A 13,902-nucleotide genomic window follows, 5' to 3' on the forward strand; every position below is an offset into this window, starting at 1 on the left:
GCTTCGGGGGAACTCCGGGCGCGAGCCCGGGAAGCGGAAGGAGGGTGGCGCCATGATCATGAGCATCATCCTGGTCGTGTTCGGAGTCGTGCTGGTGGCAGCGCTCATAGCCGGTGTGCGGAGCGGTGGCGGACGTGACAGCCACAGCGGTCGCGGCCGTAACAGGGGGCGTAGCCGCAACAGCTGGTGGGCCGACGGCTCGTCCTCGGGCGGGCACCACTCGAGTTCCGCGGGTGGCTCCTCCTGCGGCGGGGGCGGGAGTTCCTCCTGCGGCGGCGGTTCGTCCTGCGGAGGCGGGTCGTCGTCCTGCGGGGGAGGGGGCGGCGGCGGATGCGGTGGAGGCAGCTGACACGGGGCAGCTGAGCTCCACGGGGGAACCGCATCCCCACCACGGGGCCCACGCCTGGGACCGGGCCCCGCGTCCCCACCACGAGCGCCCGCCGGGAAACACACCCGGTGGGCGCTCACACACACCGGCGCGCGCGGCGCGGGCGGGGTGTGCGCCTTGGTTGAACAATTGAGCTGTGGAGCCCCCTGAGGGATGGAAACCCCACGATGTTGGGTAAAAACGCTGTGACGGCGTCATGGTTCATGATTCCCTCTCCATCACCAACGCAGCTCCTCGGACGACCTGTTGACCCCCCTCCTGACCGGCCGACTGGGCTGAGCGGGCCGCATCCCCGGCAGTGACCGGGATTGCGCAGGCCCCACACCTTCCTCTCCTTGTGTGCTTGCGGAGCCGATCCATGCTCACGACCCTGAACACCGCCTACACCGACACGCGCGCCGCGGACCTCGCCTGGGCCCTGGGGCGCGAGCCGCTGCCCGCGCTCGCCAGCCTCGACCTCGAACTGGAGGGCGCCAAACTTCAGTTGCGACTCCTGGGGGCCTCCCATCAGGTGCTGCTCGAGGAGGAGCGGGGCAGCTGCTCGGAGACCGTGGCCTGCATCCCCGGCAGCAGCACACCCCTGCCGCTGGGAGTCGCCAAGCGAAAGGGCGACTGGGAGTACGAGTTCGCCGCCCGCGTGGAGGTGCTGACGCCGGGCTCCTTCGCCGGCCGCGCCCAGGAGCTGCTGGCCCTGGTCGCCGACCACCCGCACGGGCTGGCCGGCGTCTTCCCCGGCAGCCCGCACGCCTTCACCGCGCTGCTGGTCCAGCGCCACGAGGGGCAGGTGCACTGGCGGACCTGGCACGCCTACCCGCAGGACGGCCATCTGGTGGCGACCCGGACGAGGGTGGGCGTCCGGGTGCCGACGTCGCGGCTCAGCCCGTCCGGGGTGTGAGCGGGGGGTGTGAGCGGGGGTGTGAACGAGGGGGGCGAGCCCGGGAGCGGTGCCTGAGTGGTGCCGGGTGCGGGGCCGGCCGGAGGGCTGGGCGCGGGGACGGCCGGGAGCCGGGCGGCGGGAAACGGCCGGGGGACGTGTGGGGCCGGCCGGGGACGGCCGCGGGGACGTGTGCGGGATAAACCTGCGGTGCCCGATGGAACGTCAGTTTCACACGTGTGGGTGACGAAGAGCGATGCCGATGTGACGTAACGTCACCTCGTGATCGATCCGTACGCGCCCGCTCCGCCCGGCTCTCCGCCGTCCTGGGGCGGCCCCGGCGGCTCCCGCACCGGAGCGTCCGCGCGGCTTCCCGTCCGGCCGGCCACCGGGAGGTTCCTGGTGCTGGCGGGTGTGTTCGTCTGCGCGGCCTGCGGGCTCGTGTACGAACTCGAACTGGTCGCCCTCGCCTCCTACCTGATCGGCGACTCGGTCACCCAGGCCTCCGTCGTCCTGTCCGTCATGGTCTTCGCCATGGGCATCGGCTCGCTCGCCGCCAAACGGCTGCGCCGGTTCGCGGCGGCCGGCTTCGGCGCGGTCGAGGCGGTCCTCGCCCTCGTCGGCGGACTCAGCGCGATGGTGCTGTACGCCGTCTTCGCCTGGACCGGAGGCTGGGGCGGCCCGTGGGCCTTCGCCCCGCACGTCCTCCTGGTCGCCTTCTCGCTCACCATCGGCGCACTGATCGGCGCCGAGGTGCCGCTCCTGATGGAGCTGATCCAGCGCGTCCGCCGCCAGGACGCGGGCGGCGCCGTCGCGGACCTGTTCGCCGCGGACTACGTCGGCGCGCTCGTCGGCGGCCTCGCCTTCCCCTTCGTGCTGCTGCCCTTCCTCGGCCAGCTGACCGGCGCGCTGGTCACCGGCACCGTCAACGCGCTCGTCGGGACCGCGCTGGTCCTCGGACTGTTCCGGCGGGACATGACCGGCCGGGCCCGCTGGCTGCTGCTGACCGCCAACGCCGTCGTGCTGAGCCTCCTCGCCACGGCGACCGTCCTCGCCGACGACTTCGAACGCGCCGCCCGGCACGCCGTGTACGGGCAGGACGTCCGCGTGGCCGTCCGGACCGGCGCGCAGGAGGTGGTCCTCACCGGCGACACCGACGGCCGGCCCCTCGACCTGTTCCTGGACGGGCGGCTGCGGCTCAGCGCCGACGACGGGCGGCGCCACCACGAGGCCCTGGTGCGTCCCGCCATGAGCGGCCCGCACGCGCGCGTGCTCATCCTCGGCGGCGGCGACGGCCTCGCCGCGCGGGAGGTGCTGCGGCACCCGGACGTCCGCCGCGTCGACGTCGTGGAACCCGACCCCGGGCTGGTCCGCCTGGCCCGGCACGACCCCGGCCTGTCCGCGCTGAACGAGCGCGCCTACGCGGACCCGCGGCTCCACGTCGTCGCGTCCGACGCCTTCCGCGAGCTGCGCTCGACGCCCACCGCGACGTACGACGTGGTCGTCTCGGACCTGCCCGACCCGGGGTTCACGGCCGGCACGAAGCTGTACTCGCTGGAGTTCTACGGTCTGCTCCGGCGGGTGCTCGCGCCCGGCGGGCGGCTGGCCGTGCACGCCGGACCGGTGTCCGCCCGCCCCCGGACCTTCTGGACGGTGGACGCCACGCTCCGCGCGGCCGGTCTGCGGACCGTCGCCTACCGTGTCGCCGCGCGGGAGGAGGCTCTCGCGCCGGGCCCGCACCGGACGGCCGCGGGCCATCCCCGCGCCGCCCGCGACCGGGGCTACCTCCTGGCCGCCCGCACGCCCCCCGGCCTGCGCCTCGACCCGGCGGCCCCGCGTCCGCGCACCCTCACGTCCGGGTCCCTGCTCCGGGACGCCCGCGCGGCCTCCCGCACCCGGCTCACCGGCCTGCCGCCGTCCACGCTGGTGCATCCACGGTACTGAGACGCGTCACCGGTACTGAGACGCGTCACCGGTACTGGGGCGCGTCACCGGTACTGGGGCGCCTTCTCGCGGGTGGCGGCGGGTGAGATTGTGCCGTCGGGGGGTGCGGTGGGCCCCCTCTGGGTAGGCTGCGCTGACATGGAGCATGAGGTGTTCGTTCCGGTTCCGGCCGAGCGGCTCAGGGACGTGCTGGCCGACCCCGTCCGGGTCGCCCGGGCGGTTCCGGGGCTCCAGCAGGACGCCGGCGCCGCCCCCGTCACGGGACGGCTGAAGGTGCGCGTCGGCGCTCACTCCATCACCTACCGGGGGTCCCTGCGGCTGTCCGGGCGTTCGGACGGCGCGTACGCCGTCGAGGGCGTCGCCACCGAGGCGCGCGGCACCGGCACGGTCACGCTCGCGCTCACCCTCCGGGTGACGGACGCCGACGGCGGCTGCACCCTGACGGCCACCGGGACGGCCGCCGCCGACGGACGGGTCACGGAGCTGCCGGCGGACGCGGTGACGTCGGCCGCCGTGCGGTTGCTGACCCGCTTCGCGGAGAACCTGGGCACGGCCGTGGAGACGGAGACGTCCGGGACGCCGGCGGAGCGGTCGCGCACCGCCGCCTCCGACACCCCGTCCCCCCTCACCGGCCCGGACGAGTCCGCCGGGGCGGAGCACGACAGACGCGACGGACACGACGGACGGGACGGACGGGACGAGTCGGATGCCCCCGAGGCTCCCGAGGCGCCCGAGGCTCCCACCGCCCCCGGGACGCCCAAGACTCCTGGGGTTTCCGGGACCCCGGACTCCCCCGCCGCTCCCGAGGCTTCCGCCGCTCCCGAGCCCCCTGCGGCCCCGGAACCTCCTGCGCCCCCCGAACCTTCCGCGACCCCCGAGCCCCCCGCGACCCCCGAGCCCCCCGCGAGCCCCGAGCCCCCCGCCGAGGCCGCGCACGCGCGCCGCACCATGATCGGCCGCAGTGCCGAGGAGGTGGACCACGCTCCGCCGCGCGGCCGGTACGCCCCCGTCCCCGCGCCGCAGGCCGGCGTGGCCGGTGCCCCCCTGCGCTGGGCCGCCCCGGCGGCGGCGCTGGTCGTGGCGTCGGCGATCGTCGTCGGCCGCGCGCTGCGCAAGCGCCGCTGAACCGGCGCGGGGCGCTGCCGCGGCGACCGGGTGGGGCCCTCTTGATCGCCCCAGTAGGGTCGAGGCGTGAGCAACGAACCCATCACGCTGACCGCGGGTGACGCGGAGGCGACCGTGCTGCCGGGCAACGGCGGCCGGATCGGCGGGCTGCGCGTCGGCGGCACGGAACTGCTCCGGCAGGGCGAGCGCTACGGCTGCTTCCCGATGGTCCCCTGGTGCGGGCGCATGCGGGAGGGCCGCTTCCGGGACGGCGCCGTGGTCCACCGGATGCCGCTCAACTCACCGCCCCACGCCATCCACGGCACCGCCCGCGACGCCGCCTGGCGCACCGCCCGCGTCAAAGCGGACGAGGCCGTCCTCACGTACGACCTCACCGACCCCTGGCCGTACCCCGGCCGCGTCACCCAGGTGATCGCCCTCACCGAGGACGCGTTGACGCTGACGATGTCCGTGGAGACGTACGAGTCGTCCTTCCCGGCGCAGCTCGGCTGGCATCCCTGGTTCAACCGCACCCTCGACGGCGCGGACGTGGCCCTCTCCTTCGACCCCGCCTGGCAGGAGGAGCGCGGCGCCGACCACCTGCCCACCGGTAACCGGACCGACCCGAAGCCGGGCCCCTGGGACGACTGCTTCGGCATGCCGGACGGTGTCGACGTCACCCTCACCTGGCCGGAGCGCCTGGAGCTGAAGGTGACCAGCCGGGAGCAGTGGGTCGTGGTCTACGACGAGCAGGACGCCGCCGTCTGCGTGGAGCCGCAGACCGGGCCGCCCGACGGCCTGAACACCCTCCCGCGCCTGGTCACGCCCCTGGAGCCGCTGGAGGCCACGACGACCTGGCGCTGGACCCGGCTCTAAGCTGGGGGGCATGACGGACGTACGCGCGGCGCTGCTGCAGCAGATCAAGGACAAGGCCGTGGTGCACGGCAAGGTGACCCTCTCCTCGGGTCTGGAGGCCGACTACTACGTCGACCTGCGCCGCATCACCCTGGACGGCGAGGCCGCGCCGCTGGTCGGGCAGGTGCTGCTGGACCTGACCGCCGACCTGGACTTCGACGCGGTCGGCGGGCTGACGATGGGCGCCGACCCGGTCGCCGCGAGCATGCTGCACGCCGCCGCCGCGCGGGGCCGGAAGCTGGACGCCTTCGTCGTCCGCAAGGCCGCCAAGGCGCACGGTCTGCAGCGACGCGTCGAGGGCCCGGACATCAAGGGCCGCCGCGTCCTCGTGGTCGAGGACACCTCCACGACCGGCGGCTCCCCGCTCACCGCCGTCGAGGCCGTGCGCGAGGCCGGTGCCGAGGTCGTGGCCGTGGCGACGATCGTCGACCGGGCGACGGGCGCCGCGGAGAAGATCGAGCAGGGCGCGGGGGTGCCGTACCGGTACGCGTACGACAAGGACGAGCTGGGCCTGGACTGAGGCCGGCCCCGGGGGACGGCACGGGGGACGGTCCGGCCGGGGGACGGACGTCCACTCGGAGTATCCCGGTTCGTCTGGAAGGATGGGGCCGACGATGACGTCGCCCCCCATGGTCTAGGTCAGGGCCTAAGCACGTATCACGCCCACCCGCACATACAAGGAGCGGACATGCCCATCGCAACTCCCGAGGTCTACAACGAGATGCTGGACCGGGCGAAGGCAGGAAAGTTCGCCTACCCGGCCATCAACGTGACCTCCTCCCAGACGCTGCACGCGGCGCTGCGCGGTTTCGCGGAGGCGGAGAGCGACGGCATCGTCCAGATCTCCACCGGCGGCGCCGAGTTCCTGGGCGGCCAGCACAACAAGGACATGGTGACCGGCGCCGTCGCCCTCGCCGAGTTCGCGCACATCGTCGCGGAGAAGTACGACGTCACCGTCGCGCTGCACACGGACCACTGCCCCAAGGACAAGCTGGACACGTACGTCCGTCCGCTGCTGGCGGTCTCCGAGGAGCGGGTCAAGGCCGGCCGCAACCCGCTGTTCCAGTCGCACATGTGGGACGGCTCCGCCGAGACCCTGGCGGACAACCTCTCCATCGCCACCGAGCTGCTGGAGCGCGCCCGCGCCGCCAGGATCATCCTCGAGGTCGAGATCACCCCGACCGGCGGCGAGGAGGACGGCGTCTCCCACGAGATCAACGACTCCCTCTACACGACGGTCGACGACGCCGTGCGCACCGTCGAGGCCCTCGGCCTCGGTGACAAGGGCCGCTACCTGCTCGCCGCGTCCTTCGGCAACGTGCACGGCGTGTACAAGCCGGGCAACGTGGTGCTCCGCCCCGAGCTGCTCAAGGAGCTGAACGAGGGCATCGCCGCCAAGTACGGTCAGCCGGCCGGCAGCAAGCCGTTCGACTTCGTCTTCCACGGCGGCTCCGGCTCCTCCGCCGAGGAGATCGCGACCGCGCTGGAGAACGGCGTGGTCAAGATGAACATCGACACGGACACCCAGTACGCCTTCACGCGTCCGGTCGCCGACCACATGTTCCGCAACTACGACGGCGTCCTGAAGGTCGACGGCGAGGTCGGCAACAAGAAGACCTACGACCCGCGCACCTGGGGCAAGCTCGCCGAGGCCGGCATGGCCGCGCGCGTCGTCGGGGCCTGCGGTCACCTGCGTTCGGCGGGCCAGAAGATCAAGTAACACCCGGTCGTCCTGATCGACCGTTCGCACGAGCCCGGCGCCCCCGCGCGCCGGGCTCGCTGTATACCTGGGGGATGCCCGACGTCCGGCTGGCCTCACCGCAGGGCAGGTGGATCCTGCTGACCACCGTCCTCGGGTCCGGCATGGCCCTGCTGGACTCGACCGTCGTCAACGTCGCGCTGCCCCGGATCGGCCGCGACCTCGACGCCGACCTCGCCGCGCTCCAGTGGACGGTCAACGCCTACATGGTCACGCTGGCCGGGCTGATCCTCCTCGGCGGCGCCCTCGGCGACCGGTTCGGCCGCCGCCGGATCTTCGTCGTCGGCGTGCTGTGGTTCGCCGCCGCCTCCCTGCTGTGCGGCCTCGCGCCGAACGCCGGGACCCTGATCGCCGCCCGCGCCCTCCAGGGCATCGGCGGTGCGCTGCTCACGCCCGGCTCCCTCGCCCTCATCCAGGCCTCCTTCCACCCCGACGACCGGGGGCGCGCGGTGGGCCTGTGGTCGGGCTTCGGGGGCGTCGGCGCGGCGGTGGGGCCGTTCCTCGGGGGCTGGCTGGTGGACGGCCCGGGCTGGCGCTGGGTGTTCCTCCTCAACGTCCCGCTGGCGCTGCTGTGTGCGCCGATCGCGCTGCGGCACGTGCCGGAGTCCTCGGACGAGCGCGCCCACGCGCGCTTCGACGTGCTCGGCGCGGCCCTCGGCGCGGCGGCCCTCGCGCTGCTCACCTACGCGCTGATCGAGGCGCGCACGGGGACCTGGGCGGTGACGCTCAGCGCGGTGGCGGGGGCGGCGGCAGCGGTGGCCTTCGTCGTCGTCGAGCGGCGCGGCAAGGACCCGATGATGCCGCTGGACGTCTTCGCCTCCCGTCAGTTCACGGCCGTCAACGTGGTCACGCTGTGCGTGTACGCGGCCTTCGGCGGCTTCTTCTTCCTCGCCGCGCTCCAGCTCCAGGTCGTCGTGGGCTGGTCCGCGCTGGCCGCGGGTACGGCCCTGCTGCCGACCACGGTCCTGATGCTGCTGTTCTCCGCCCGCTCCGGTGAACTCGCCGAGCGCCTGGGCCCCCGGCTCCAGCTCGGTGTCGGCCCGCTGCTGTGCGCGGCCGGGATGGTGCTGATGCTGCGGGTCGGGCCCGGCGCCTCGTACGTTGCCGACGTGCTGCCCGCCCTGCTGGTGCTCGGCCTCGGCATGGTCACGCTGGTCGCCCCGCTGACGGCGACCGTGCTGGCCGCGGTGGACACCGCGCGGGCCGGGCTGGCCAGCGGCATCAACAACGCGGCGGCCCGTGCGGCGGGCCTCGTCGCGGTCGCCGCGCTGCCGCTGCTCACCGGGATGGGTGAGGAGGCCTACCGGTCGCCCCGGGCCTTCGACGACGCGTTCGGACCGGCCATGCTGATCTGTGCGGGCGTCCTGGTGGCGGGCTCGGTGACGGCCTTCACGACGGTGCGCCGCCCGGCCCCGGACTGCCGCCGGCCCGAGTGCCGTACGCACGGCTCGGTCATGGCGCCGCCGCTGGAGGGGGAGCGGGCTCGCGACGAGGCCGTGTGACCCGTCCGGAGGAGCGGCGCGCATGCCGCAGACTTGTCCCATGGCCATTCACGAGAACCTCCTCGGGGGACCGCCCCCGACCCACCTCCCCGACGACCCGGGACCGCGTGAGCTGCTGGCGGGCGGGACCTCGCCCGCCGACGTCGCGGCGAAGTACCCGACGTCCTCGCTGGCCTGGGCCCGGCTGGCCGACGAGGCGTTCGAGCGCGGCAGCGTCGTCGAGTCGTACGCGTACGCCCGTACCGGCTACCACCGCGGTCTGGACTCCCTGCGCCGCAGCGGCTGGAAGGGCCACGGCCCGGTGCCCTGGGAGCACGAGCCGAACCGCGGCTTCCTGCGCGCCCTGCACGCCCTCGCCCGCGCCGCGCAGGCGATCGGCGAGCAGGAGGAGTACGAGCGCTGCAGCCAGTTCCTGAGGGACTCCTCGCCCACCGCGGCCGAGGTGCTCGGCTAGGTCCGGCACGTCCCGGCCCGCCCGCCGTGCGCGGGCGGGCCTTGCGGTTTCCTGGCACGATTGCGGAGGATGCCGTTGGGGACCGGGGCCCCGTGCCGGTAACGGCAGGGCGGACCGCTACCCGTAGTGCCATCAGGAGACAGCAATGTCCCACGAAGCCCCGAATCTCGACTTCGAGGGCAGCACGCCGTACGAGGACTACGTCAAGGCGGACGTGCTCACCCACCTCCAGCACACCCTCTCCGACGATCCCGGAGAGATGGTCTTCCTGGTCACGACCCAGGTCATGGAGCTGTGGTTCACCGTCATCGTCCACGAGTGGGAGACCGCGGCCCGCGCCCTGCGCGAGGACCGGGTCCCGGTGGCGACCGACGCGCTGAAGCGTTCGGTGCGGGAACTGGAGGCGCTGAACGCCTCCTGGACGCCGCTCGCGGGTCTCACGCCCGCCCAGTTCAACTCCTACCGGAGCGCCCTCGGCGAGGGTTCCGGTTTCCAGTCGGCGATGTACCGCCGCCTGGAGTTCCTGCTCGGCGACAAGTCCGCGTCCATGCTCGTCCCGCACCGCGGCACCCCCCGCGTCCACGCCGAGCTGGAGAAGGCGCTGCACGAGCCGTGCCTGTACGACGAGGTGGTCCGGCTGCTCGCCCGGCGCGGGTACGACATCCCGGACACCGTGCTCCGGCGCGACGTCACCCGGAAGTACGAGGCGGCGCCCGAGGTGGAGGCCGCCTGGACGGCCGTCTACTCCGGTGACCAGAACGGCGAGCTGGCCCGCCTCGGCGAGGCGCTCACCGACGTCGCCGAGCTGGTGTGGCGCTGGCGCAACGACCACCTGGTCGCCACCCGCCGCGCGATGGGCTCCAAGACCGGCACCGGTGGCTCCGCCGGGGTGGCCTGGCTGGAGAAGCGGGCCCGCGGCAACGTGTTCCCCGAGCTGTGGACGGCGCGGTCGTATGTCTGAGCCGCGGGACCCGGCCGCGGAGGCCGGGAAGCTGGACGCCGCCGACGCGCTGGCGGCACTGCGCGAGCGGTTCGTCCTCGACGACGTCGTGTACCTCGACGGGAACTCGCTGGGCGCCCTTCCGGCGCACGTCCCCGCGCGCGTGGCGGACGTCGTCCGGCGCCAGTGGGGCGAGCTGCGCATCCGGTCCTGGGAGGAGAGCGGCTGGTGGACCGCGCCCGAGCGGATCGGCGACCGGATCGCCCCGCTGGTCGGCGCGGCGGCCGGACAGGTCGTGGTGGGCGACTCCACGAGCGTCAACGTCTTCAAGGCGCTCGTGGCCGCCGTACGGATGGCGGGCGAGGGGCGGGACGAGATCCTCGTCGACGCCACGACCTTCCCCACGGACGGGTACATCGCCGAGTCCGCGGCCCGGATGACGGGGTGCGCCCTGCGCCCGGTCACCCCGGCCGAGGTGCCCTCGGCGCTGGGCGGGCGCACCGCCGCCGTCCTGCTCAACCACGTCGACTACCGCACGGGCCGGCTGCACGACCTGCCCGCGCTCACGGCCGCGGTGCACGCGGCGGGGGCGTACGCGGTCTGGGACCTGTGCCACAGCGCGGGCGCGCTGCCGGTCGGGCTCGACGAGCACGGCGTCGACCTGGCCGTCGGCTGCACCTACAAGTACCTCAACGGCGGCCCCGGTTCGCCCGCGTTCCTGTACGTGCGCCGCGACCTCCAGGGCCGTTTCGACTCGCCGCTCCCGGGCTGGAACTCGCACGCCGAGCCCTTCGGGATGACGCCCGCCTACGCGCCGGCCTCCGGCGCCGCGCGCGGCCGGGTCGGGACGCCGGACATCCTCTCCATGCTCGCCCTGGAGGCGGCCCTGGAGGTGTGGGACGGCGTGTCGGTCGAGGCGGTGCGGGCCAAGTCCCTGGCGCTGACCGACTTCTTCCTGCGCTGCGTCGGGGAGTACGTCCCGGACGGCCGGGTGGAGTCCGTGACGCCGGCCGCGCACGCGGAGCGGGGCAGTCAGGTGGCGCTGCGCTGCGACGACGCGGGCGAGGTCATGAAGCGGCTGATCGGGCGCGGGGTCGTCGGCGACTTCCGCGCGCCGGACGTCCTGCGCTTCGGCTTCACGCCGCTGTACGTCGGTTTCGCCGACGTGGAGCGGGCGGCGCGGGTGCTGGCGGAGACCCTCGGTTAGCTCGGGTGGGTGCCGGGGCCGCTTCGTGTCGAGCTCGTGCCGAGCGGGAACCGTGGCGGGCTCCGGCGCGTGGACGCGGGTGTGGACGATGTGGATCGCCGGACCCGCGGCTGCGCCGGATGCCTCGCCGCGGGCGTGGCCGGCGCCTCGACCGCGCTGCTCGCCTGGGCGCCGCTCGCCCGCGTCAGTGTGACCGGCGGCTTCGAGGGCCGGCACCGCGACCTGAGCGTGCTGTACGTCGACCTTCCGCTCGTCGCCCTGGGCGGAGCGCTCGTGCCGGTCACCGCCTGGGCGGTGGGCCTGCGCCTGCTGGGCGGGCGGCCGTGGGCGGCGGCGGTGCTCGCCGTGGCCGCGCTCGCGCTCGGCACCTGGGGGCTGACCGCGTGGTGGACGCCGTACGAGCAGCCCGAGTTCCTGGGGTAGGACCGGCGTCGCGGACCGGCCGCCCGCCGAACCGCTTTCCCCTCACCCTGCGTCACATCCCCATGTCCGCGCACGTCACCGGCCTGATACGGTCCCGCCAACGGCCGATTTCCTTCCCCGGTCCGCCAACACCGTTTCGCCGCTGAGAGGTTGAGCATGCCGGACGCCGCCGCAGGATCGGGCACCGCCGCCGCGAGGGTCGTCGCGGAGACAGCGGAGGAGAAATCGGCCTTCTCGCACCCGGCGGTCGAGCCCGACTCCACCGCCGCCTACGGCGACCATCCCGACCAGGTGATCGACTTCTACGTCCCGCGGGGGGCGGGTGGGACGGGCGGGACTGGCGGGACCGGCGGAACTCGCGGTCCTGGCGGGTCTGGTGGCTCTGGCGGGTCTGGTGGTCCGGGTGGGTCTGGTGGTCCTGGTGGGCCGGGCGGTGTCGCTCCCGTCGTGGTGGTTCTGCACGGAGGCTCGTGGCGGGCGCCGTACGACCGCCGCCATGTCAGCCCGTTCGCCGGGTTCCTGGCCCGCCGGGGCTTCGCGGTGGCCAGCGTGGAGTACCGGCGCGGGGTGGCGGGCGGTGCGGAGGACGGTTCCGGGGACGTTGCGGTCGCGGGGCGTTGGCCCGACACCTTCGACGACGTGGCCGCCGCGCTGGACGCGCTGCCCGCGCTGGTGCGGCGGCACCTCCCGCAGGCCGACGCCGGCCGCGTCGTGGTGACCGGCCACTCCGCCGGTGGCCATCTCGCCCTGTGGGCGGCGGCCCGGCACGTGCTGCCCGCCGACGCCCCGTGGCGCCTGGACCGGCCGGCGCCCCTGCGCGGCGTGGTCGCCCTCGCGCCGATCGCCGACTTCGAGGTCGCGGGGGAGCTGGACGTGTGCGGTGGTGCGGCGCGCCAGTTCCTGGGCGGCGGCGAGAGGTTCGCGGAGCGCCGGCCGTACGCCGATCCCGCCCTGCTGCTGCCCACCGGCATCGCGACGACGCTCGTCCAGGGCCGCGCCGACGTGGACGTCCCGCAGGCGGTCGCCGAGGCGTACGCCGACGCGGCGGCGAGGGCCGGGGAGGTGGTGGGCGTGACGCTGCTGGAGGACGTCGGCCACTATCCGCTGATCGACCCGGCGGCGGACGCGTGCGCGGTGGTGGCGGAGGAGATCGCGCAGTTGGCTTGGTGAGCCCCTCGGCGGGGCGGGCGCCCTCGGTGGTCGTGGGGGCGTGCGGTCGTGCGGTCGTGCGGTCGTGCGGTCGTGCGGTCGTGCGGTCGTGCGGCCCGTCGTACCCGTAATACCTGAGAGCTACCCCGCAGGTGAGTTCCCTGGCGGGACGCGGGTTACCCGGCGCGATTCATAACTTCCCTTACAGGCGGGCCCGATGGGCGGGCGTGCTGGAGGGGAGAGGCCATGGAGCCCGGTACGGCGGCAGGTCGGCGGCGGCGCACGAGCAGATCGCGTCGTACCGTCCTCGCCGCGCTCATCTGTGGTGCCGTGGTCCTCCCCCTCTCCGGTGCCGCGCGACCCGAGATTCCCGCTCCGGCCCCCGCCGCGCCGGCGGCCCCGACGGCCGGCACGCTGGACGAGGCGTACGCCGCCCACCGGGCCAACGCCGCCGAGGCGTCCCGGATGGCCGCCGCCCACGGAGACCACCGGCGCGCGACCGCCGACCGTTCGATGGCCGACCCGTCCCGGCGCCTCCTCGCCTTCGACGGCCGGGGTGCCGGGCTGGCCACGGAGGTCCTCGGCGACCTGGCCCACGCCGACAGAGTCGCCGTCCTGGTCCCGGGCTCCGACACCAGCCTCGACACGTACGGCCGGTTCCGTGCCGCGGCCCTGGCGCTGCACCACCGGCTGACCGTGGACGCCCCCGAGGGCACCCGCACGGCGGTCGTGGCCTGGCTGGGCTACGAGACACCGGGCACCGTCAGCACCACGGTCGCCACGACCGGCCGCGCCGACCGGGCCGCCCCGAAGCTGCGCGCCCTGGTCGACGTCCTGCGCGGGATCACCGGGCCCGCCGCCCGCTTCTCCCTGCTCTGCCACTCCTACGGTTCGGTGGTCTGCGCCCGGGCCGCCGAGGGCGCGGACGTCACCGACATCGCCCTGGTGGGCAGCCCCGGCACGGGAGCCGACTCCGCCTCGGGTCTGCGCACCAGCGCCCGGGTCTGGGCGGCCCGGGGTGCGGACGACTGGGTGGAGCACGTGCCGCACCTCGGCGCCGACCTCTTCGGCACCACCGTCGGCTTCGGCACCGACCCCGTCTCCCCGGGCTTCGGCGCCCGGGTCTTCGCGGCCGGCGACGGCGGCCACAGCGACTACTTCGACCCGGGTTCCGTCTCCCTGCGGAACCTGGCCCGGATCGCCCTGGGCGACATCACGGAGGTGACGCAGTGACTCACGTGAC

Annotated in this window: 13 protein-coding genes; all 13 read left to right on the top strand. The window is 74.5% G+C overall.

Translation table 11 applies throughout. The annotated features are described in order from the left end of the window. Positions 1–746 precede the first annotated feature (746 nt). The 13 genes from SAM23877_RS18825 (at position 747) to SAM23877_RS18885 (ending at position 13,892) form a co-directional block, all read left to right on the top strand. Positions 747–1,283 carry a DUF2617 family protein gene (locus tag SAM23877_RS18825; protein WP_053134431.1) on the top strand — a complete coding sequence of 179 codons (537 nt, stop codon included), beginning with the start codon at positions 747–749 and terminating at the stop codon, positions 1,281–1,283. Positions 1,284–1,544: 261 nt separating this feature from the next. Then, a complete protein-coding gene (locus SAM23877_RS18830; RefSeq protein ID WP_053134434.1) occupies positions 1,545–3,206 on the top strand; it encodes a polyamine aminopropyltransferase in 1,662 nt (553 codons plus the stop codon). 138 nt (positions 3,207–3,344) lie between these two features. After that, the gene (locus SAM23877_RS18835; protein ID WP_063796784.1) at positions 3,345–4,331 is read left to right on the top strand and encodes an SRPBCC family protein; all 987 of its coding nucleotides are present in this window, start codon (positions 3,345–3,347) and stop codon (positions 4,329–4,331) included. Between the two features lie 66 nt (positions 4,332–4,397). Next, positions 4,398–5,186 (top strand): aldose epimerase family protein, encoded by a 789-nt coding sequence (locus tag SAM23877_RS18840; RefSeq protein WP_053134439.1) that lies wholly within the window; start codon positions 4,398–4,400, stop codon positions 5,184–5,186. A 10-nt stretch (positions 5,187–5,196) separates the two neighbouring features. Then, positions 5,197–5,745 carry an orotate phosphoribosyltransferase gene (gene pyrE / locus SAM23877_RS18845; RefSeq protein ID WP_053134442.1) on the top strand — a complete coding sequence of 183 codons (549 nt, stop codon included), beginning with the start codon at positions 5,197–5,199 and terminating at the stop codon, positions 5,743–5,745. Positions 5,746–5,913: 168 nt separating this feature from the next. Continuing rightward, complete coding sequence (gene fbaA / locus SAM23877_RS18850) at positions 5,914–6,945, top strand: class II fructose-bisphosphate aldolase (protein WP_053134444.1); 1,032 nt, start codon at positions 5,914–5,916, stop codon at positions 6,943–6,945. Between the two features lie 74 nt (positions 6,946–7,019). Then, a complete protein-coding gene (locus tag SAM23877_RS18855) occupies positions 7,020–8,486 on the top strand; it encodes an MFS transporter (protein ID WP_053134447.1) in 1,467 nt (488 codons plus the stop codon). 40 nt (positions 8,487–8,526) lie between these two features. Continuing rightward, positions 8,527–8,940, top strand: coding sequence for a DUF3151 domain-containing protein (locus SAM23877_RS18860; protein ID WP_053134450.1), 414 nt, complete (start codon positions 8,527–8,529; stop codon positions 8,938–8,940). Positions 8,941–9,085: 145 nt separating this feature from the next. Further along, entirely contained in the window at positions 9,086–9,901 is an 816-nt protein-coding gene (locus tag SAM23877_RS18865; RefSeq protein ID WP_053134452.1) for a tryptophan 2,3-dioxygenase family protein, read from the top strand. Beyond that, positions 9,894–11,087, top strand: coding sequence for a kynureninase (gene kynU, locus SAM23877_RS18870; RefSeq protein WP_053134454.1), 1,194 nt, complete (start codon positions 9,894–9,896; stop codon positions 11,085–11,087). Before SAM23877_RS18865 ends, kynU begins: the two co-directional genes overlap by 8 nt. A gap of 90 nt (positions 11,088–11,177) precedes the next feature. Continuing rightward, complete coding sequence (locus SAM23877_RS18875; protein ID WP_053142631.1) at positions 11,178–11,510, top strand: hypothetical protein; 333 nt, start codon at positions 11,178–11,180, stop codon at positions 11,508–11,510. Positions 11,511–11,666: 156 nt separating this feature from the next. Continuing rightward, positions 11,667–12,680, top strand: coding sequence for an alpha/beta hydrolase (locus SAM23877_RS18880; RefSeq protein WP_053134457.1), 1,014 nt, complete (start codon positions 11,667–11,669; stop codon positions 12,678–12,680). Positions 12,681–12,905: 225 nt separating this feature from the next. Next, a complete protein-coding gene (locus tag SAM23877_RS18885; protein WP_053134460.1) occupies positions 12,906–13,892 on the top strand; it encodes an alpha/beta hydrolase in 987 nt (328 codons plus the stop codon). The last annotated feature ends 10 nt before the right edge of the window (positions 13,893–13,902 follow it).

The sequence above is a fragment of the Streptomyces ambofaciens ATCC 23877 genome, from assembly GCF_001267885.1.
Lineage (GTDB): Bacteria > Actinomycetota > Actinomycetes > Streptomycetales > Streptomycetaceae > Streptomyces > Streptomyces ambofaciens.